Raw genomic sequence first — 19,031 nt, forward strand, 5'->3', positions numbered from 1 at the left:
ATATCGGCCTTGTGGCAGCTCTTAAAGCGTGGCCGGCGCTTAGAACGAAATCACCGCTTCGCCGATGGCATCCCACACTTGCGCAAGCTGATCGTCGGTGATGCAGTAGGGCGGCATGACATAGACAGTGTTCCCGAGCGGCCTCAGCAGCACGTCGCGTTCGCGGAAGAAGGCCATGAGGCGCGGGGCAAGGTCGCTCATGTAGCCGCTGGCACCGCTGGTCCTGAGGTCCAGCGCGGCGATAGTGCCCAGGCTACGGGGATTGTCGAAGTGGCAGAACTGGCCGAGCTTTTCGATCCAGCCCGCCTGCTTGCCGGCCAGCGCGGCAATCCGTTCGAGAACCGGCTCCTCGCGCCAGACCGCCAGATTGGCGGCGGCGGCGGCGCAGGCGATCGGGTTCGCGGTATAGCTGGAGGAATGGAAGAACATCCGCGCGCGGTCGGTGGAATAGTGCGCTTCGTAGATGGCCTCGCTCGCCATGGTGACGGCCAGCGGCACCGCCCCGCCGGTCAGGCCCTTGGAGAGGCAGAGAATGTCGGGGACGATCCCCGCCTGCTCGCACGCGAGAAGAGTGCCGGTGCGGCCCCAGGCGGTCATCACTTCGTCGGCGATGAACAGTACGCCCTGGTGGGCGCAGATTTCGTGCATCGCCGCGAGGACCGCCGGCGAATAGACCAGCATGCCGCCCGCGCCGAGGATCAGCGGCTCCACGATCAGCGCGGCGGTATCCGGCTGGCGGCAGAGCGCTTCGAGCGCGTCGAGCGTCGCCTGTTCCGCGCCGGCAGCGGGGAAGGGAATACGGCCGACGTCGAACAGCAGCGGGGCGTAAGGCTGGTTGAACACCCCGCGTTCGCCCACCGACATCGCGCCGATCGTGTCGCCGTGGTAGGAATTCTCCATCACGACGATGCGGTGGCGGCCCTCGCCGCGCCAGTGCCAGTAACCGAGCGCCATTTTCAGCGCCACTTCCACGCTGGTCGATCCCGAATCGGAGAAGAACACCCGCGTCAGGCTCTCGGGCATGATGGCGCGCAGTCCCGCCGCGACCTGTTCGGCCGGGTCGTGAGTCCATCCTGCGAAGATGATCTGGTCGAGTTTCTGCGCCTGCTCCGCGATGGCGGCCTTGATGCGCGGATGGGAATGACCGTGCGTCGTCACCCACCACGAGGACACGGCATCCACCACCGCCCGGCCATCCGCCGTGTGGAGCAGCGCTCCCTCGGCATGGGTGACCAGCGGAACCGGCTCCTGAAGGCCGTGCTGAGTGAAGGGATGCCAGACCGATGACGTCATGCGGTGAAATCCTCGATGTTGAAGTTTTCAGCGAAGGCGCGGGCGAGGGCCTCCGGCGTCAGCGGGTCGAGGCGGGGCAGGCGGCCCAGACGGCGGACCCGGCCCATGGCGCAGATGGCGGCCTCACTGTCTTCCACGGCATCGCCGACGAAGGCCACGCCGTGCACTTCGACACCGCGGCTGCGCAGCGCCTCGATAGAGAGCAGCGAATGGTTGATCGTGCCCAGCACCGTGCGCGCCACCAGCACGACAGGCGCATTCCAGCGCGCGAACTGGTCGGCATATGTCGTCGAGCGGGTGAGGGGGACCATCACCCCGCCTGCACCCTCGACCACCAGCGGGCCTTCCACTTGCGGCAGGGCGAGACGTTCGGCGGCGATGTCCACCCCGTCGATCTCGGCGGCGAGATGGGGCGAGCAGGGCGTGGCAAGGCGATAGGCCTCGGGCAGGATGCGATCGGCGGGCAGGCCGGAAAGCCGCCCGACACGGTCTCCATCGCCGCCGTCTTCCTCAAGCCCGGCCTGCACCGGCTTCCAGTAATGGGCGCCGAGCGCACCCGCCAGGGCCGCGGCGAAGACGGTCTTGCCGATCTCCGTATCGGTGCCGGTGACGATCAGGGGGCGGGAAGTGAGGGGGCGGGAAATCAGGGGCTCTACGATCATGAAGTGCTCAATTCCGGGACTTTAGGTGGCAGGTCACGACTTCGTAAGTCACGTTGCATCCATTCTGGGCGAAACGCGCCATGACGCGGCGGAGCTGGCCCGGCGACAGCGGCCGGTGACCGGCCTCGGGCGTCTGCGCGCCGATGGCCTTGAGGGCATGGAGGAAGGCGAGCGGGCTCTCGTGATGTTCGGCGCGGCGTTCCACGGCCGCAACGCCGGCGCCGAAATCCGCGATGGGCGCGAAGCGCGGTGTTCCTGGCGCCAGCCCCTCGGGATCGTGCGCCGCGCGCCACTCGGCGAAGCTGCCGGGGCCGAGCGTGGAGACCATGAGATGCCCGCCGGGCGCCAGCCAGCCCGCGATGCGGAAAAGGGCAGCCGGGGCATCGTCGAACCACTGCACGGCCAGGCTGGAGCAGATCAGGTCGAAGGGGCCGCCCTCCGGAGTTCCGTATTCGCCGTCGAGCACGGCGAAGCGGTGGCGGACGGCCTCGCCCAGTCGCGCGCGGCAGCGTTGCAGCATTTCAGGGGCAAGATCGGTGACGAGCCAGTCGCCGCCAAGCCCGGCGAGAGCCTGGGTCAGGAAGCCGGTGCCGCAGCCGATTTCCAGGATGCGGGGGCGTTCGGGCAGGTCCAGCGCGGTGATGCGGGCGGCCAGGGCCTGCGCCACCTCGCGCTGCACGCGGGCATGGCCGTCGTAGTCGGGCGCGGCGGCAAAGGCGCGGCCGACGCGTTCGCGCGGCGCGGTCATGCCGGCGTTCCGATCATGTCGCGAAGGACCGCCGCGCAGAATTCCGGCGCCTCGCGCGGGAGCAGATGGCCGCCGTCCGCACAGTCCACCCGGCGCACCGCCGCGCCCTCGAACACTTGCGCGCGCATCGCCTGGGGCAGAAGGGGGTCGCGGGTGCCTTGCAGCGAGACCACTGGAACCGGCGGCAATGGCGCTTCGTCGTGGCGCAGGCGGGAGAGGTCTTCGTGCAGCAGGGCGGCGTCGATCTCGCCGAAGTCGGCATCCCCGCCGCACTGGCGGCGGAATTCGGAGAGCACCGCGCGGGGGGCCTCGTCGAAGCGGCGCAGCATGCGGTCGATCACGCGCGGGGGCACGCCGGGATAGTCCGGGCTGGCGGCAAAGCGGGCGAATCCGTTGATCGCCAGCACGCCGACGAGGCCCGCAGGCGGCGCGGCGAGCACGCGCATGGTGCCGAAGGAATGAGTCACGGCGATGCAAGGCCCGCCTGAGGAGACGGCCTCGGGCGTTCCGAAATAGCCGCGATCGTCGATCGCCTGCGGCAGGTCCGCCAGAAGCGCGGCAAGCGGTTGCCAGAAGCTGCGGTCAAAGCCCCAGCCATGGACGAAGAGCAGGTTCACCGGCAGCCCTCGATCAGGTTGAGCAGGGTGTCGACGTCGCTTTCCGCATGAGTCGCCCGCAGCGCCAGGCGCAGGCGGCTGGTGCCGGGGGGCACAGTGGGCGGGCGGATCGCGGAAGCCAGAACCCCGCGCTCTTCCAACGCGCGGGAAAGGTCGAGAGCAGCCTGTTCGCCGCCGATCATGGCCGGCACGATCTGCGTGCTGGACGCGCCATGGTCGATGCCGAGCGCGGCGAGACCGCTGCGCAGCCGCTCGCCCAGCGCCGCGAGATGGGCGCGCTCTGCGTTCATGCCGGGCACCAGGTCGAGCGCGGCGTCGATGGCGCCGAGCACGGCCGGCGGCGGCGCCGTCGTGAAGATGAAGCCGCTCGCCGCATTGACGAGGTAGTCGATCATCACGCGCGATCCGGCGACATAGGCGCCGAAGCCGCCCAGGGCCTTGCTGAAAGTGCCCATGATCAGGTCGATCCCGCCGGGCGCCTCGGCCGAGAGACCGGCCCCGCCCGGTCCGAGCACGCCGGTGGCATGGGCCTCGTCCACGAAGAGGAAGGCGTCGTGCCGGGCGGCGATGGCGGCAAGGCGGGCGATGTCGGCGCGGTCGCCGTCCATCGAGAAGACGCTCTCGGTGAGGATCAGCCGCGCCGGCGTGTCGGCGCCTTTGCCTGCCAGCAGCTCTTCCAGGTGATCGAGGTCGTTGTGGCGGAAACGGTGCTGGCGCGTGCCGGATATGGCGAGGCCGGCGTGCATGCTGGCGTGAATCAGGCGGTCGGTGAAGACCGCCGCGCCCGGGACGGCGGCCAGCAGCGCCGGGATCACGGCGGCATTGGCCTGCCAGCCGCTGGCGAACAGCAGGGCGGCTTCGGCATGCTTGAAGCCGGCGATCCGCCTTTCGAGCGCGAGGTGCGCCTCGCTGGTGCCGGTGACCAGCCGCGAGGCTCCGGAGCCGGTGCCATGGGCCTGCGTCCATTCCCGTGCCCGTTCGACGAGGCGGGGGTGCCGGGCGAGGCCGAGGTAGTCGTTGCTGGAAAAGTCGAGCAACGCCCGCCCGTCGCGCATGACGCGACCGCCGTTTTCGAGCGACGCGGCGCGCAGGATGCGGCGCTGGCCGGCGCTCTCGATGCGGCCGAGCGCCGCCGCGAAGAAGGAATCGAGCCTGCTCATGGCGCCAGCCGGTATGGCAAGCGGGCCTTCGGCACAATGGGCGGCGGTTGCGGAAAGAGATCGCCGCCGTGCCCTTGCTGCATCGGGCGAGGGCAGGCCGGGCGGCATGGCGCACGAAATCGCGCGGCGCAGGAAGCCGCAAGGCCCCTCGCGCGTTATGCAGGGAAACGAAAAATCGAAGGATGCCCGCTTGATGCGATCCCTGCCGCTGACGTTCGCCGCCATTCTCCTGCTCTCCGCCTGCCACTCGGGCGACCGCAACGCCGGAGGCGATGGTGGTAATGGCGACAACAAGAGTGCCGCGCAGTCCGGCGATCCCATGGCCTTCGCCTCGGCCCCCGGCGGCGGCGCGACCGAGGCGGCCGACAGCCTCGTCATGCGCGCCCAGGTGGCGCTCGATCGAAAGGGCTTCTCTTCGGGCGTGATCGATGGCCGCGAAGGCGGGTCCTACGGCCTGGCCTTGCGCGGGTTCCAGGAAGCGCAGGGCCTGCCGGTAAGCGGCAAGCTCGATCCCGCGACGCAGCAGGCGCTCATTTCCGACAGGCAGGGCGCCACGCGCAATGTCGTCATTCCCAAGGCCTTCGCGCGTGGGCCGTTCTTCCCGGACCTTCCGCAGAACATGGCCGGACAGGCCGAGTTCGACCATCTCGGCTATCGCAGCATGTCCGAGGCGCTGGCCGAACGCTTCCACACCACGCCCGAGACGCTGCTGGCCCTGAATGGGCCGGGCACGGTGCTGGGTGCGGGACGCACGATCCGGGTGCCGGACATCCCCGACGCCGCGCTGGCGGACATCCCCGATGACAAGACTGGCTGGGCCAGGACGCTGCAGAGCCTGGGCGTTCCTGCCGAGCAGCCCAAGGCCGATCACATCGTGGTCGACAAGTCCGACGGGGCGCTGCGGGTCTACGATCAGGGCAACAAGCTGATCGCGCAGTTCCCGGTGACCACCGGCAGCGGCCACGATCCGCTGCCGCTCGGCACCTGGAAGATCGTGGGCGAGGCCCGCAATCCGGACTATCATTTCAACCCGGACCTGTTCTGGGATGCCAAGAAGAATGCCAAGGACAAGCTGCTCCCGCCAGGTCCGAACGGGCCGGTCGGCGTCGTCTGGCTGGACTTGTCCAAGGAGCACTACGGCATCCACGGCACGCCTGAACCGAAGAACATCGGCAAGACCGAAAGCCATGGCTGCGTGCGCCTGACCAACTGGGATGCGGCGCGCCTGGCGCAGATGGTCTCGGCGGGCACCAAGGTCGTGTTCCAGGCCTGATGCCGGTGCAGAGGATCGGGCCGGCGCCGAGGGTGCGGGTCAGTCGGGCAGTTCGACCTCGTAGCCGGCCTCGATCCAGGCCTTCATGCCGCCATCCAGAGCCGCAGCGCGCGGGAAGCCGAGTTCCCGCAAGGTCGCTGCAGCCAGGGTGGAGATCTTGCCGAATTCGCAGCAGGTGACCAGCCGGGCCGTCGGATCGGTGAGCATGGCATTGACCCTCAGTTCCAGTTGCCCGCGCGGCAGATGGATGGCGCCGGGAACATGGCCGGCTTCGAAAGCGTCCCTTTCGCGCACGTCGAGCACGATCAGGCCGTCCTGCCGGCCGATCCGCGCACGCAGTTCCGCCAGCGAGACGAACGGCACCCGCGTGGCGGCATCGGCCAGGAGCTGCGCCACGGTCCTGCCGCCGTTCATGTTGGTGCGCAGGGCCTCGGTCAGGTGCGTCGGCGCGGCAAGGTCCAGGTGCTGCATCATCGCCACGAATTCCGCGCGCTCGCTGTTCTTGAGGCGCGGATTTTCAGCGATCTCGGCGCCGATGGTCGAATGGCTGCGGCCCTTGTAGTCGTGGGCGGGATAGACCCGGGTTTCGAGCGGCAGGGCCAGCAACTTGCCGAAGAGGCTGCCGTGAAGCGCCTCGGGATCGCCGGTGGGCAGGTCGGTTCGCCCGGTGCCGCCGATCAGCAGGGTGTCGCCGGTGAAGACCCGGTCCTCCATGACCATGCACATCGAATCGCGGGTGTGGCCCGGCGTATGCATGGCCCGAAGCCGCAGGTTGCCCACGATCAGCATGTCCCCGTCGTCCAGCCGCATCTCGGCATAGGGCGCCGGGCTCAGGCGGTTCATCACCACCGGCGCCTGGAACGCCTTGCCCAGTTCGCGGCTGGCGGAGAAATGATCGGCGTGAGTATGGGTGTCCAGCACGTAGCGAACATGGACCCCGAGCTGGCCGGCAAGGCCGAGATAGCGATCGACCTGCGATTGTTCGGGGTCGATGAGGATCGCCGAACGGCTGCTTTCGCAGCCCACCAGATAGGATTGACAGCCGCCCGTCGCGATCTGCTCGAAGATCATGCCTGCCTCCCGCGGGTGTAGCGGGCTGCGGTTTTGCGCCCTGGAGCCTCGGCGGACAAGAGCGCCGATCCGTTTCGGGCGCGTCTCTTTTGGATAGTGCGGCGTGCGGCCGGCGATGGATTGGTAAACGTGCCGTAGAGGCTGGCGGGACGGACAGAGCCTGGGCCGGGATGGACCGAATCCGGCCGTCTTGCGTTTCGACCCGCTGGAATCCTAGGCCTCTGGGATCAGAAGCAGATGTCTCAAATCAAGGACCTACCATGAAATTCCGTCCCTCCGTCCCCGGTGCCGCCAGCAAGGCTGTCCTTTCCGCCGCACTGGCGATCGGCGCCGTCGTCGCCGCCACGCCTGCCGCTGCGCAAGTGACGGCCGAGGCCAATGTGGCGCGCTCGGAAGGGGACTGGGGCGGCGAACTGGCGCTCGGCGTGCCGGTGATCTCGGACGGCGGTTTCAGCATTACCCCTGCCGCCGGCGTGTTCTTCCACCACCGCGACCACCCCGGCTACGTCAACCAGGATTCGCAGTGCTTCAACAAGGACAGCGGTAACCAGGTCTCCGACGGCAAGTGTGACAATTCCGGCACCAAGATCTTCGGCAAGGTCGAGGCGATGTACCGCCTGCCGATGTCGCTGGGCTTCGGCGTCGGCGCGCGCCTGATCGGTGACGATTTGCGGGCCTATGGCACCGTGGCCATGCCGATCCTCCCGCGCATCGACGTGAAGGGCAATTTCGGCGACCACTATCTGGCGGCGGGCCTGCAAGCGCGGTTCTGAGGACGTTTGTCCGGGTTCGCTGAAGGGCAGCCCTGAACGAAAAACGGCCCCGGGCTCCAGGAGGAGGCCGGGGCCGTTTTCGTTTTCGACGGCGCGCCTACCAGTCTTCCACAAGGTCGAGGTAAGCCACCACGTCATTGTCCGTGGCGATGAAGAGGCCGTCCTGCACGTCCTCGCTCTGGAGCGCGGCGACGTTCATCGCCTCGGACAGCGGGCCGTAGAACAGGGTGTTGGCCGCGCCGCCTTCGGAGCCGCCGTCGAGATGATAGAGGCGCACGCTGGATTCGAGATAAGTGCTGCGCATCAGTCCGTTCCCTTTTCGCCCGCTTCTTCGCTGCGCTCGCGCTTGGCGCCGTCCACCACCCGGACCAGGCGCGCGGCTTCCGCTTCGGCGGCGCCGCGCTCGGCCCGGGTTCTGCCATGGCGCGCGCGGCTGGCGTCGGCCTCATGCCTTGCGGCGTCGCGCGTCTTGGCCTTGCGGGCCATGCGGAGATTGATGATGTCGGCCATGGCCGCCTTCTACCGCGCGGATCCGCGCGGCGAAAGAGCGGCGATGTGCGCGGGCTCTTTCAGGCGGCTTGGGCCGGGCTCAGAACGAGATGCCCAGCAGGCGGCCCAGGAAGATCAGCACCACGGCGCCGACAATCGAGGCGAGGCAGCCGGCGCGCTGGAAGTCCGCCTGGCCGCGGGTGGTCACGAGACCCGCCACGAGCGAGCCGCCGATGCCGAGCAGGATCGTCGCGATCCAGCCCATGTCGACCGAGCCGGGATAGAAGAATCGCGCCAGCACCCCGATGATGAGGCCGCTGATGATGGCGCCGATGATATTGATCATGACCTGGAAAACCCTCGTTATAAATCCGGGACCTGCCGCCCCGGGGATCATGCCCTAGAAGCCGCGAACGACAGGACGGTTTCAATCGCGGTTCTGCAGGATGCAGACCCGGTCCGTCGAGGCGCTCGGTGGGATTCGCGGCGTGGTTCGTTCCCGGCCTCCCTCCAATGAGATGGGGAAATGCCGGGGCAAGTGTCTCGACAGAGGCGAAATGTCCGGAAAACGGCGACTCGTTTCGTCGCAAAACAGATTCGCTTCACCGCCGTTTTATGTGGAAAAATTTTTAGTACGACCTTCGAAATAGGCACTTGCGCATGGGGCCGGTGAAGGAGTTCCCACGCGTCGCGAGACCCCCTCGGCTGTAAAGGGGCAAGACTTGCCGGGGCCGCGGTGAAGGGCAGCCCCCTTGCGTCAAAATCCAGAACAGGCACTATGGGTTGTGGCGCGTCGATCGCGGGGCATCTAAACCTAGAGAAATCGTCCTTGGGCCGTCAGGTGTCCCTAAAGGCGGTTTTCCGGTGTCCGGTGCTTCTTGCGAAGGGCTCGCGCCAGGGTCGGTCAGAGATTTCGTTCTCTTTTTGTGCCTGTCAGTGGTATGTCGGTCGGTTCTTCGCTCCGACGAATCGCGGACAGGCAAAGGATGTTCGGGCCGGTCCGGGTGCAATGCTGAACGCGCTTTTTGGCGCTTCGATGACGTGGCTCGGAAAATGGGAAACCAGGGACCGGGCGGCCGAGCGCCAAGTGGCCGGATCAGGGTGGCCTGATCGGGGTGGGCCGCAGGTTGAACGGCCAGAGTTTGAACAGTTGAGCTAACGGGGGCGAAAATTGGATTTCAGAAACGGAAGCGACGCTGACGTGAACAGCTCCGACGCTATGCAGGCAGATATGAATCAGAATGATGGCCAGGTGGAAATGCCCGGTTTCGAGCTTTCGCCCCGGGCCCCGGCCCCCAAGGTGGAAGAAGTGCAGGCCGCGCCGGTGAAGCTGGAACGGATCAAGTCCGAATTGGCCAAGCCCGTGAAAAAGCCGGCGAAAACGGAAAAGGAGGCGGGCGAGAGCCCGGCAATAGCGATGGACAAGACCGATACCGCTACGGCCGCTCTTGTGGCCGACGCCCTGCTTGCGGCCGCTGCCGCCGCTCCGGAAGCCCCGAAGGCGCGTCCCGATTCGAAGACGATCAATGCACGCCGCTTCACCGTCGTCACCGACGATTCGCGTGACGCGCTGCTGACCGATTTCGGCAAGGAAACGCTGGACGATCGCTACCTGCTGCCGGGCGAGAAGTACCAGGACCTCTTCGCCCGCGTGGCCGACGCCTATGCGGACGATCAGGACCATGCGCAGCGGCTCTATGACTACATCTCGAAGCTGTGGTTCATGCCCGCCACCCCCGTTCTCTCGAACGGCGGCACCGGCCGCGGCCTGCCCATCTCGTGCTACCTCAACTCGGTGGACGACAGCCTGGAAGGCATCGTTTCAACCTGGAACGAGAACGTCTGGCTCGCCTCGCGCGGCGGCGGCATCGGCACCTACTGGGGCAACGTGCGCGGCATCGGCGAGCCGGTGGGCCTCAACGGCAAGACCAGCGGCATCATCCCCTTCGTGCGCGTGATGGATTCGCTGACCCTGGCGATTTCGCAGGGTTCGCTGCGCCGCGGCTCGGCCGCCTGCTACCTCGACGTCTCGCACCCCGAGATCGAGGAGTTCCTGGAGATCCGCAAGACCTCCGGCGACTTCAACCGCAAGGCGCTGAACCTGCACCACGGCGTGCTGCTGACCGACGAGTTCATGGAAGCCGTGCGCGATGGCACCGACTTCGCGCTGCGCAGCCCCAAGGACGGTTCGGTGCGCAGCACAGTCCACGCCCGCTCGCTGTTCCAGAAGCTGGTCGAAGTGCGTCTCGCCACCGGTGAGCCCTACCTGGTGTTCTCCGACACCGTGAACCGCATGATGCCCAAGCATCACCGCGATCTGGGCCTCAAGGTCTCGACCTCGAACCTCTGCTCGGAAATCACGCTGCCCACCGGCCGCGACCACCTGGGCAACGACCGTACGGCCGTGTGCTGCCTCTCCTCGCTCAACCTGGAAACCTGGGAAGAGTGGAAGGGCGAGAAGAGCTTCGTGGAAGACGTTCTGCGCTTCCTCGACAACGTGCTGCAGGACTACATCGACCGCGCGCCGGACGAGATGGCCCGCGCGCGCTACTCCGCCGCGCGTGAGCGTTCGGTGGGCATGGGCGTCATGGGTTACCACTCGTACCTCCAGAAGCGCGGCATCGCCTTCGAAAGCGCGATGGCCAAGGCACTGAACATGCAGATGTTCCAGCACATCGCCGCCAAGGCGGACGAGGCCTCGCTGCTGCTCGCCAACGAGCGCGGCCCGTGCCCGGACGCGGCCGAAATGGGCGTGATGCAGCGCTTCAGCTGCAAGATGGCGATCGCGCCCACCGCGTCGATCTCGATCATCTGCGGCGGCACCTCGGCCTGCATCGAGCCGATCCCGGCCAACATCTACACGCACAAGACGCTCTCGGGCTCGTTCGTGGTGAAGAACCCGTACCTCCAGAAGCTGCTCGCTTCGAAGAGCAAGGATTCCAACAATGTGTGGAATTCGATCCTCGAACACGGCGGTTCGGTCCAGCACCTCGATTTCCTGACGCCGGACGAGAAGGGGGTCTACAAGACCAGCTTCGAGATCGACCAGCGCTGGCTGCTCGAATTCGCGGCCGACCGTACGCCCTATATCGACCAGGCCCAGTCGCTGAACCTGTTCATCCCGGCCGACGTCGACAAGTGGGACCTGATGATGCTGCACTTCCAGGCCTGGGAGAAGGGCATCAAGTCGCTCTATTACCTGCGCTCGAAGTCGTTGCAGCGCGCGGGCTTCGCCGGTGCGGGCGGCGGCGTCGAGGCGGACAATACGCCCGAGGCGCCCAAGTTCCAGATCGGCGAAACGACCGATTACGACGAATGTCTGGCTTGCCAGTAAGCGCAGGTCGGGCTCGATAACGGCCTGACGACGCGCACGAAATTCGAGACGCCCCGGGTAGCCAGGCTGCCTGGGGCGTCTTGCTGTGCGCGCGGCATTCATTTCCGCGCGATTCCGCGCTAAGGGCCGCGTCATGCAAGATGGCTGTGCCCAGATGAACGATTCCGCCGAGGCGGTTGGCCGCGCGCCCGTGTGCGTTGCGGCGCTCTACCAGTTTACCCGCTTCGCGGATCACGCGGCGCTGCGCGAACCGTTGCTGCGCCTTTGCGAGGAGCAGGGCATCAAGGGAACGCTGCTCCTGGCGGCGGAAGGCATTAACGGCACGATCGCCGGTCCTCACGATGGCATCGCGCGCGTGCTCGATCATGTCCGGGCGCTGCCGGGCTGCGAAGGCGTGGACGTGAAGCTCTCGGGCGCGCAGGACATGCCGTTTCACCGCATGAAAGTGCGCCTCAAGCGCGAGATCGTGACGATGGGGCAGCCCGACATCGATCCGCTGGCCATCGTCGGCACGTATGTCGAGCCGCAAGACTGGAACGCGCTGATCGCCGATCCGGACACGATCGTGATCGATACCCGCAACGACTATGAAGTCGCGGTGGGCACGTTCCAGGGCGCCATCGATCCCCAGACGGCGACCTTCCGCGATTTTCCCGAATGGTTTCGCGCCGAGCGCGAGAAGCTGATGGCGGCGACCGGCGCCGGGGGCAAACCTCCGAAAGTCGCGATGTTCTGCACGGGCGGCATCCGCTGCGAGAAGTCGACAGCCTTCCTCAAGCAGGAAGGGGTGGAGGACGTGTTCCACCTCAAGGGCGGTATCCTCAAGTATCTGGAGACCGTTCCCGAAGAGGAGAGCCTCTGGCAGGGCGAATGCTTCGTGTTCGATCAGCGCGTCACCATCGGCCACGGACTGGTCCAGGGCAGCCATGCGCTGTGCCATGCCTGCCGCCGCCCGGTGAACGCGGCGGACCAGGCCTCGCCGCTCTTCGAGGAAGGGGTCAGCTGCCCCGCCTGCCACCACGAGCGCAGCGACGAACAGCGCGCATCCTATCGCGAGCGCCACCGCCAGGAAGCGCTGGCGGCCGAGCGCGGGGAGCTTCACGTCGGCGCCATGCGCCAGGACCCGCACGCAGACGCGGCGAGGGCGGGAGAGAGCGAAACGGAGCAGGACGCTGGCTGATCCGATCCTCTACAGCTTCCGCCGCTGCCCTTACGCGATGAGGGCGCGTCTGGCGCTGCTGGTGAGCGGCACCGCCTGCGAACTGCGCGAAGTGAAGCTGTCGGCAAAGCCCGCCGAAATGCTGGCGGCCTCCCCCAAGGGAACGGTGCCGGTGATGGTGCTGCCCGGCGGCATGGTGATCGACCAGAGCCTGGACATCATGCGCTGGGCGCTGTCCCGGCACGATCCCGAAGACTGGCTCACCCGAGACGATACCGCGCTGATCGCGGCCAATGACGGCGGCTTCAAGCACGACCTCGACCGTTACAAATACCCGCACCGCCACGACAGCGACGCGCTCGCACACCGCGAAAGCGGGATGGCGTTCCTGCGCCAACTCGACGCCCGGCTGGCAGGAAGCCGCCATCTCTGCGGCCCGGCGCGCGGGATCGCCGATGCCGCCATCATGCCCTTCGTCCGCCAGTTCGCCGCCGTCGAGCCGGAGTGGTTCGAAGCGCAGCCGCTGAAGCACCTTCAAGCCTGGTTGGCCGACCACCTGCACTCGCCCCTGTTCACGGCGGCGATGCTCCGCCTGTCACCGTGGCAAACAGGCGACGATCCCATACGCTTCGCCAGCGCGGGCTGAAATTTCGGAAATATCAGGAGAGTGGTGCCGCTTACAGGATTCGAACCTGTGACCCCATCATTACGAATGATGTGCTCTACCAACTGAGCTAAAGCGGCTTGCCTTGGTGGGTTCGGGTTGAAAACCGTACCGGGGCAGGGGGCGCCTTTACCGAGCGGCGCAAGATCGCGCAAGGGGCTTTGCGGCCAAAGGCGATCAACTTTTTCGATTTCTTTCCGGTCACAGGCCGTAGCGCAGCTTGATGGCTCGATATCGCTCCAGCAGCATGACGGCGCGGGCTGCGGGATCGGCTTTTGCCGTGGATTTCGGCAGGTGGTTCGCAAGCTCCGCAGCCTTTACCAGATGCGTGCGGAAGGTGGCGGGCTGCTGGCTCATCAGGTTGCGGTAAGTGAGGTTGCCGTCCGAAAACCCCTGGGTGTCGAGCCAGTTATGGAGGCCGGGGTCCCGATGCGCGAGAATCAGGCGGACGACGCCGTCTTCGTCGACTTCCGTGCGCGCCGGGGTGTAGCTGACCGGGCGGTGGAGGAAGTCCATGGAGCCCATCAGCGCGCCGCCCATGCCGAACAGCCAGAAGCCCTGATGCCAGTCCATCTCGACGATCAGCGCCTCATCGGGTTCGAGGTGCCAGACCATGTGCGCGGCCATGCGTCCGCGCTTGGCGTCGTTGGCGTCATTGGCGGCCTTGTCTGCGGGGAACGTGTTGAGGCTGGCCGGATCGCAGACTCCGCGTGAGGTGAGCCAGGCGTGTTCGGGCCAGTCGCGCATCAGGCCGGTGACGAACTGGCCCGCCCAGTCCATTGCCTCGGCCATCTGCGCGGGAGTGGGCAGGGGGCGGGGGGAGTTCATGCCGATCCGTTCGATGGTGAGCGTGGTCGGCGTTTCACCCCAGGCGTCGAAGGCTTCGCGGATGAACAGCTTGCGCGTGCCGGGCGTGGTGGGGAGCCAGTTCCTGTCCTGCTGCGGGCCGCCGATGGTCACTTCGAAGCGGCCATCGGCGTCGGTTTCGATCTGGTGGCCGAACAGGTTCGCCTCGGGAATGTCGCCGAAGGGTTCGTGCAGGCTGGGCCAGTCGGTGCCGGGGATCTTGTCCGGGCGGGCGCCTTGCACCGTGACGTTGAGCCAGCGGGCGGTGCCGCGTTTGCCGCTGAGGCGGTAGACGTGGTCGCCGGAGATCCACGCCTGCCGGTAGGTGAAGTCCGCCAGGTCGCCGCCCAGTTTCATCGTCGGCGTGGTGAACGGGTGGATCTGCGGGAAGGCCGGATCGCGCGTTTCCAGCGCGAGGCCGAAGGCTTGGCCGAGGTTCTGGGTGAGGAAGCGGAAGGCATCGGCGCGTTGGAGCGGGTTTGCCGGGTTGGCGTCCTTGAACGCGGATAGGCCCGCCTGCTTCAGCTGTTCGCAGAAGGTGCCCCACGCGGTCTTGAGCGCAGCGTCGTCGGTTCCGTCGCCATAGGCCATCGTGTCAGGCTCCCAGCTTGGTGAGGAGGTCGGAAAGGGTGTGGGCCGCGCGGGTGCAGGCTTGGGCGGGGCCCTCCGCCTCTATGCGCGGTCCGAGCAGTTCGAGGTCGAACAGGCCGGTGTAGCCGAGGTCCAGCACGTCGCGCAGGATCGCTTCCAGTGGCACCGCGCCGTCTCCGGGCACGGCGCGGCAGGGCGTGGTGCGGTCGCCGGGGACATGGTCGCTGACTTGCACGAGGCCGGTGTGCGGCAAGGCTTCGGCCAGCTTCTCATGCAAGTCCGCCTCGAACCAGCAGGCATGGAGGTCGACGCAGAGGCCGATCTGCGCGAGCCGCGCGAGGCGCAGGGCGTCGGGCAGGGTGTGGGCGATGTGGATGTCCACTGTCAGCGGCGAGGCGTTCTCGACCAGTAGCGCCACGCCCTGCATTGCGGCGTGTTCGCGGCAGGGGGCGAGCAGATCGGCGAAGCGCTCGGCCGCCTGTTCCCAGAGCAGCGTGCCGCGTCCGCCGGTGATGAGATAGATCGACGGCGCGCCGAGTTCAGCGGCCATGTCGATCACTTTCATCAGCCCATCGGCAGCGCCTTCGGTATGGCTTGCTAGGTCGGGCTGGAGCGCGAAGGGATGGTTGATGCAGCCGATCCGGACTGTGCCATGCTGCACCGCCTCGCGCGCAGCACGAAGCTCGCTTGCCTGTAAAAGTCGCGGCGAAACGAGCGTGGCATGCTGCACCCCGATCTCACAGCAGAAGTCGAGGAAGGGGCCGGTCTCCCGGTCCATCATCGCCACCTGATGCAGGCTGACGCGGGGGTGCATCAGCGCTGCTCGATCTCTACGCCGAAGCGGGCGCGGAAGGGGGAGAACTCTGCGTTCAGCGCGCCGATGTCATAGCCGGCATCGACCAGCACTTGCGTCGAGTAGTGGAACTTGCCGTGGCGATCGCCCTTGTTCTCGGCAAGGTAGCGCCGCATCGCATCTTCCGCTTCGGGCGTGAAGGGGCGGCCGGCGAAGGCGTAGTAATCGCGGATCACGCCAATCGGATCGGTGACGAAATCGCGGTAGCGCACGTGATGGATGCGCGGATCGCTCGCCAGCGGGTGGGCCATCGTATTGCCGATCGACCAGCGTACGCGTTCCAGATGGGCGCGGGCTTCCTTCACCAGATCGATCTTGCCGACGATCCCATCCATGATGTCCGCCATCATCATCGTCGAACTGGCGGCGACCATCACCGGGTCGCGGTGCAGCCAGACCAGCGAGGCATCGGGGTAGCTGCCGAAGAAGGCGTCCAGCCGGGTGGTGTGAAAGCCCTTCAGCACCCAGTGGCGCGGCGGGCGCCGGTATTGCAGCGCTTGCAGCATGGCCTTGTGGATACGGTATTGCGCGGGCGGATCAGTGGGCAGGCCGAACGACAGGTTCTGCATCGGCACGCGCCACCAGGCGGTGGGGGTCATCACCCGGAAGTCGAAGGCCCAGGTGCGCTCGTCTTCGGGCAGACCATTGCCCAGCATGTCGTTGTACGGGTGGCAGTGCAGCCAGCGCGGCATCTTGGCGTTGATCTCGCGCCATTCGGCATCGGCCTGTGCGATGCGGGGATCGGTGCCCTCGACGGTGCCCGGCGGTGGCGAGGGGTGCATCACCTCCCAGAACCGCAGCGCCCGTGCGCCGGGATCGACCGCAAGCAGGGCGTGCATCAAGGTCGTGCCCGAACGCGGTTCGCCGCTGACGAACATGGGGCGGTCGATCACTTCCTCGGCCAGCGGGAAGCGCTTGCGGTCTTCGAAGAAGCGCAAACGGTCTGTCAGCAGCCAGAGCACGTTCTCCGCTGCTGCTGCGCGTCCTGCCGCGTCCATGGCGATGCCGTGGATGTGGTCCACGGCGAGGGCGAAGCGTTCGGGAAAGCCATCATCCGCCCAGTCGGACAGGCCGGTGCGCTGCTGCGCTTCTCGCAGCAATTGCTGCGCGTTGAGGTGGCTCATGTCAGCCCTCCACCAGACGCGCGATTTCGTCTTCGGTCTCGCGGACTTTGGCGGCGCTACTGGCGGAGAACTTCATGCCGCCCATCGCGCCATATTCCATCAGCTTGTAGACGCGCATCCCAGCGTCGGCGAAGCCCTTGATCTTCCGTGCCACGTCCTTGGGCGTGCCGGTGGGGAGCACGTCACGGATCGCCTGCGGGTTCATCTCTTCGCAGAATTTCACCATCTTCTCACGGCTGAGACGTACGGGATCGAAATCCATGATCCCGCGCCAGTCCGCGCCCATCGGGTGTTCGTAGCCGAATTGGGCAAGGTCCTTCGCGGTCATCATCAGGATGATCGACTTCACCATCGGCGCGCGCAGCATTTCGTCGATTTCGTCAGGCTCGCCGATCAGGCACATCTGGGTGATCGCGGGGGTGAAGTGGCTCATGTCGCGCCCCGCCGCGTCGCCCGCGTCGAGGATGACCTTGAGCTTCGCCGCATAGTCTTCCGGCGTCCACGATCCCGCCGGCCACCAGCCATCCGCCTCGCGTCCGGTGATCGCAAGCATGCGCGGACCTGCGGCCCCCAGCCAGATCGGCGGGGCGTTGCCCTCGTAGAACTCCGTATCCATCCGCGCGTGGTGGAGGTGGAAGAACTGTCCTTCGAAATCGACCGGGCCGTCCGCATGCCAGAGCAGCTTGATGACCTTGATCGCCTCTTCCAGCCGGCCCACTGGTTTGTCGAAATCGAAGCCGTAAGGGACGGTGTTTTCCAGCTCGCCCGAACCGAGGCCGAGGATGAAGCGGCCCTTGGACAAGTGGCTGATCGTCAGCGCCGTCTGCGCCAGCAACGAGGGGTGGCGGCGCACGGTATCGACCACGGTGGTCGCCAGCGGCGTATTCTTCGTCAACACGGCGGTGGCAGCGGCGACGGCCAGCCCGTCGAGATGGCGGTGCGGACTGGGCGATGCCTTGGCGAGATCGGTGAACTCCGGCGTCCAGATCGAATCGGGCCAGAAGCTGACCATGTGATCGGGCAGCCAGATCGAATGATAGCGACCCGAATCGTAGTCCTGCGCCATGTCGATGCCCAGCGGCAGGGTGGTTCGCAGGAAGGCTGCGGGCTGCACTTTCATGATGTGATCCTCTCAGGCCGCGTCCGTCAATCGTTGGGGTGATGGTTCGGCGCCGCTCGTTGTCTCCATGGCCGCTTGTGGGTTAGCCCTCGGCTCAGGCACATTCCCATTTGGGGATCACGGACATGCTGCAAGGAGAGGACGCGGCGCTGCTGGTGCCGCTGATCGAGGGACTGGTGGAAGACCCGCCCTGGCGGCGCTTCCTCGATGCCTTGCGGGCGCGCGTTGCAGCGGACTATGCCAGCCTCGTGTTCCGGCCTCTGCCGATGGGCACGCCCGAGGCGCGGGTGATCCACCTCTACTCCGGCCAGCCTTCTCCCCCGCCGATCTCGCGGCTCTATCGGGAGAGCCTCTATCTGCGCGACCCGATGCCCTATCACGCCATGCAGGAGGGGCGGACTCATGCGCTGCACGAATTGCTGCGTTTCGGCGACCCCAAGCACGATGCCTATCTCGACCAGTTGCTCGCACCTTCGGGCATGAACCACATGCGGATGATCCGCTTTGCCGAGGCGGGCGGCGTGAACGGCTGGATCACGATTACCCGGCGCGACGGGGAGTTCGCGGCGGATATCGACGGCCTGCTCGAAGACCTGGCCCCGCATCTGCGCGCCGCGCTGGGCAGCTTTGTGGCGCTGGAGCGCGAGCGCATGGGTGCCGAGATCGAGCGCGAGGCGGTGCGGCGGATGAACTTCGGCTGGGTGACGCTCGACGGGGAGGGGCGGGTGCTGGATGCCGATCCGCTGGGCGCGCGGATGCTGGCGGGCTCGAACGGCCTGACGCAGACGCGCGATGGGCGGCTCAGCGCGCATGACGCCAGGCTGCGGCGGCAACTCTCCGAAGCGGTCGGCGAACTGGCACGTGACCCAGACGCCCGGCCGCGTGCGCTGGTGCTCTGCCGGGAGCCTTGGCTCGACCTGCTGCTCGTGCCCTCCGGCCGGCGCATGGGCACGACGCGGGCGGCGCCGGCAGTGCTTTGCTACCTACATGCGGATCACTGGTCTTCGGCCGACCGTTGCGGGCAGCTTGCACAATTGTTCGACCTCACCGCCAGCGAGGCGCGGCTGGCCCTGGCTTTGAGCCGGGGGCTGTCGATCGCCGAGGCCGGGCCGGAAGTGGGGCTTACGGTGGAGTCGGCGCGGACCTACTCCAAGCGTATCTACGCGAAAACCGGGGCGCGGGGGCAGGCGGATCTGGTGCGGTTCATCCATCGCAGTGTGCTGGCGATTGCTTGAAGGAAGCAGAGGGAAGCCT

19 protein-coding genes and 1 tRNA gene are annotated in these 19,031 nt (G+C 66.9%); 6 read left to right on the top strand and 14 right to left on the bottom strand.

Annotated features, from left to right (window positions below):
• Positions 1 to 39 precede the first annotated feature (39 nt).
• From ACZ1J6_RS20190 to ACZ1J6_RS20210, 5 genes are read right to left on the bottom strand one after another with little or no spacing between them, the layout of a single operon-like run.
• On the bottom strand, positions 40 to 1,293 hold the full coding sequence (locus tag ACZ1J6_RS20190) for an adenosylmethionine--8-amino-7-oxononanoate transaminase (protein ID WP_465127896.1): 1,254 nt from the start codon (positions 1,291 to 1,293) through the stop codon (positions 40 to 42).
• Entirely contained in the window at positions 1,290 to 1,955 is a 666-nt protein-coding gene (gene bioD, locus ACZ1J6_RS20195; protein WP_465127897.1) for a dethiobiotin synthase, read from the bottom strand. Before bioD ends, ACZ1J6_RS20190 begins: the two co-directional genes overlap by 4 nt.
• Positions 1,956 to 1,962: 7 nt before the next feature.
• Positions 1,963 to 2,703 carry a methyltransferase domain-containing protein gene (locus tag ACZ1J6_RS20200; protein WP_465127898.1) on the bottom strand — a complete coding sequence of 247 codons (741 nt, stop codon included), beginning with the start codon at positions 2,701 to 2,703 and terminating at the stop codon, positions 1,963 to 1,965.
• Positions 2,700 to 3,320 carry an alpha/beta fold hydrolase gene (locus ACZ1J6_RS20205; protein WP_465127899.1) on the bottom strand — a complete coding sequence of 207 codons (621 nt, stop codon included), beginning with the start codon at positions 3,318 to 3,320 and terminating at the stop codon, positions 2,700 to 2,702. The genes ACZ1J6_RS20200 and ACZ1J6_RS20205 overlap by 4 nt, the downstream gene beginning before the upstream one ends.
• Positions 3,317 to 4,480, bottom strand: a complete 1,164-nt coding sequence (locus tag ACZ1J6_RS20210) for an aminotransferase class I/II-fold pyridoxal phosphate-dependent enzyme (RefSeq protein WP_134093872.1) — start codon at positions 4,478 to 4,480, stop codon at positions 3,317 to 3,319. Before ACZ1J6_RS20210 ends, ACZ1J6_RS20205 begins: the two co-directional genes overlap by 4 nt.
• Before the next feature lie 193 nt (positions 4,481 to 4,673).
• On the opposite strand from ACZ1J6_RS20210, the gene ACZ1J6_RS20215 reads away from it, so the two are divergent.
• On the top strand, positions 4,674 to 5,753 hold the full coding sequence (locus tag ACZ1J6_RS20215; RefSeq protein WP_465127900.1) for a L,D-transpeptidase family protein: 1,080 nt from the start codon (positions 4,674 to 4,676) through the stop codon (positions 5,751 to 5,753).
• A 39-nt stretch (positions 5,754 to 5,792) separates the two neighbouring features.
• Here the strand turns inward: ACZ1J6_RS20215 and ACZ1J6_RS20220 are convergent, their stop codons facing one another.
• Complete coding sequence (locus ACZ1J6_RS20220; RefSeq protein WP_134093874.1) at positions 5,793 to 6,824, bottom strand: MBL fold metallo-hydrolase; 1,032 nt, start codon at positions 6,822 to 6,824, stop codon at positions 5,793 to 5,795.
• 260 nt (positions 6,825 to 7,084) lie between these two features.
• Here ACZ1J6_RS20220 and ACZ1J6_RS20225 point away from each other — a divergent pair, with 260 nt between their 5' ends.
• Positions 7,085 to 7,597 (top strand): hypothetical protein, encoded by a 513-nt coding sequence (locus tag ACZ1J6_RS20225; protein WP_243654361.1) that lies wholly within the window; start codon positions 7,085 to 7,087, stop codon positions 7,595 to 7,597.
• 97 nt (positions 7,598 to 7,694) lie between these two features.
• Here ACZ1J6_RS20225 and ACZ1J6_RS20230 read toward each other — a convergent pair whose 3' ends face one another.
• From ACZ1J6_RS20230 to ACZ1J6_RS20240, 3 genes are all read right to left on the bottom strand, one after another.
• On the bottom strand, positions 7,695 to 7,901 hold the full coding sequence (locus ACZ1J6_RS20230) for a hypothetical protein (RefSeq protein ID WP_465127901.1): 207 nt from the start codon (positions 7,899 to 7,901) through the stop codon (positions 7,695 to 7,697).
• Positions 7,901 to 8,107 carry a DUF4169 family protein gene (locus tag ACZ1J6_RS20235; protein WP_314464225.1) on the bottom strand — a complete coding sequence of 69 codons (207 nt, stop codon included), beginning with the start codon at positions 8,105 to 8,107 and terminating at the stop codon, positions 7,901 to 7,903. Before ACZ1J6_RS20235 ends, ACZ1J6_RS20230 begins: the two co-directional genes overlap by 1 nt.
• Positions 8,108 to 8,186: 79 nt before the next feature.
• Positions 8,187 to 8,432 carry a GlsB/YeaQ/YmgE family stress response membrane protein gene (locus ACZ1J6_RS20240; RefSeq protein WP_132268210.1) on the bottom strand — a complete coding sequence of 82 codons (246 nt, stop codon included), beginning with the start codon at positions 8,430 to 8,432 and terminating at the stop codon, positions 8,187 to 8,189.
• 1,071 nt (positions 8,433 to 9,503) lie between these two features.
• On the opposite strand from ACZ1J6_RS20240, the gene ACZ1J6_RS20245 reads away from it, so the two are divergent.
• From ACZ1J6_RS20245 to ACZ1J6_RS20255, 3 genes are all read left to right on the top strand, one after another.
• Complete coding sequence (locus tag ACZ1J6_RS20245) at positions 9,504 to 11,420, top strand: ribonucleoside-diphosphate reductase subunit alpha (RefSeq protein ID WP_243654389.1); 1,917 nt, start codon at positions 9,504 to 9,506, stop codon at positions 11,418 to 11,420.
• A 133-nt stretch (positions 11,421 to 11,553) separates the two neighbouring features.
• The gene (gene trhO, locus ACZ1J6_RS20250; protein WP_465127902.1) at positions 11,554 to 12,600 is read left to right on the top strand and encodes an oxygen-dependent tRNA uridine(34) hydroxylase TrhO; all 1,047 of its coding nucleotides are present in this window, start codon (positions 11,554 to 11,556) and stop codon (positions 12,598 to 12,600) included.
• A gap of 37 nt (positions 12,601 to 12,637) precedes the next feature.
• The gene (locus tag ACZ1J6_RS20255; protein ID WP_465127903.1) at positions 12,638 to 13,225 is read left to right on the top strand and encodes a glutathione S-transferase; all 588 of its coding nucleotides are present in this window, start codon (positions 12,638 to 12,640) and stop codon (positions 13,223 to 13,225) included.
• A gap of 22 nt (positions 13,226 to 13,247) precedes the next feature.
• On the opposite strand, the gene ACZ1J6_RS20260 is transcribed toward ACZ1J6_RS20255, so the two are convergent.
• From ACZ1J6_RS20260 to ACZ1J6_RS20280, 5 genes are all read right to left on the bottom strand, one after another.
• Positions 13,248 to 13,323: transfer RNA gene (locus tag ACZ1J6_RS20260), tRNA-Thr, on the bottom strand.
• A gap of 121 nt (positions 13,324 to 13,444) precedes the next feature.
• Positions 13,445 to 14,680 (bottom strand): DUF1214 domain-containing protein, encoded by a 1,236-nt coding sequence (locus tag ACZ1J6_RS20265; RefSeq protein ID WP_465127904.1) that lies wholly within the window; start codon positions 14,678 to 14,680, stop codon positions 13,445 to 13,447.
• Between the two features lie 4 nt (positions 14,681 to 14,684).
• On the bottom strand, positions 14,685 to 15,494 hold the full coding sequence (locus ACZ1J6_RS20270) for a sugar phosphate isomerase/epimerase family protein (protein ID WP_465127905.1): 810 nt from the start codon (positions 15,492 to 15,494) through the stop codon (positions 14,685 to 14,687).
• Positions 15,494 to 16,657, bottom strand: a complete 1,164-nt coding sequence (locus tag ACZ1J6_RS20275; RefSeq protein WP_465127906.1) for a sulfotransferase family protein — start codon at positions 16,655 to 16,657, stop codon at positions 15,494 to 15,496. The genes ACZ1J6_RS20270 and ACZ1J6_RS20275 overlap by 1 nt, the downstream gene beginning before the upstream one ends.
• 1 nt (position 16,658) lies before the next feature.
• On the bottom strand, positions 16,659 to 17,777 hold the full coding sequence (locus ACZ1J6_RS20280; protein ID WP_465127907.1) for an LLM class flavin-dependent oxidoreductase: 1,119 nt from the start codon (positions 17,775 to 17,777) through the stop codon (positions 16,659 to 16,661).
• Positions 17,778 to 17,902: 125 nt separating this feature from the next.
• Between ACZ1J6_RS20280 and ACZ1J6_RS20285 the strand changes: the two genes are divergently transcribed.
• Positions 17,903 to 19,012 carry a helix-turn-helix transcriptional regulator gene (locus ACZ1J6_RS20285; RefSeq protein WP_465127908.1) on the top strand — a complete coding sequence of 370 codons (1,110 nt, stop codon included), beginning with the start codon at positions 17,903 to 17,905 and terminating at the stop codon, positions 19,010 to 19,012.
• Positions 19,013 to 19,031: the final 19 nt, after the last annotated feature.

It is taken from the genome of Novosphingobium sp. BL-S-21, assembly GCF_055521655.1.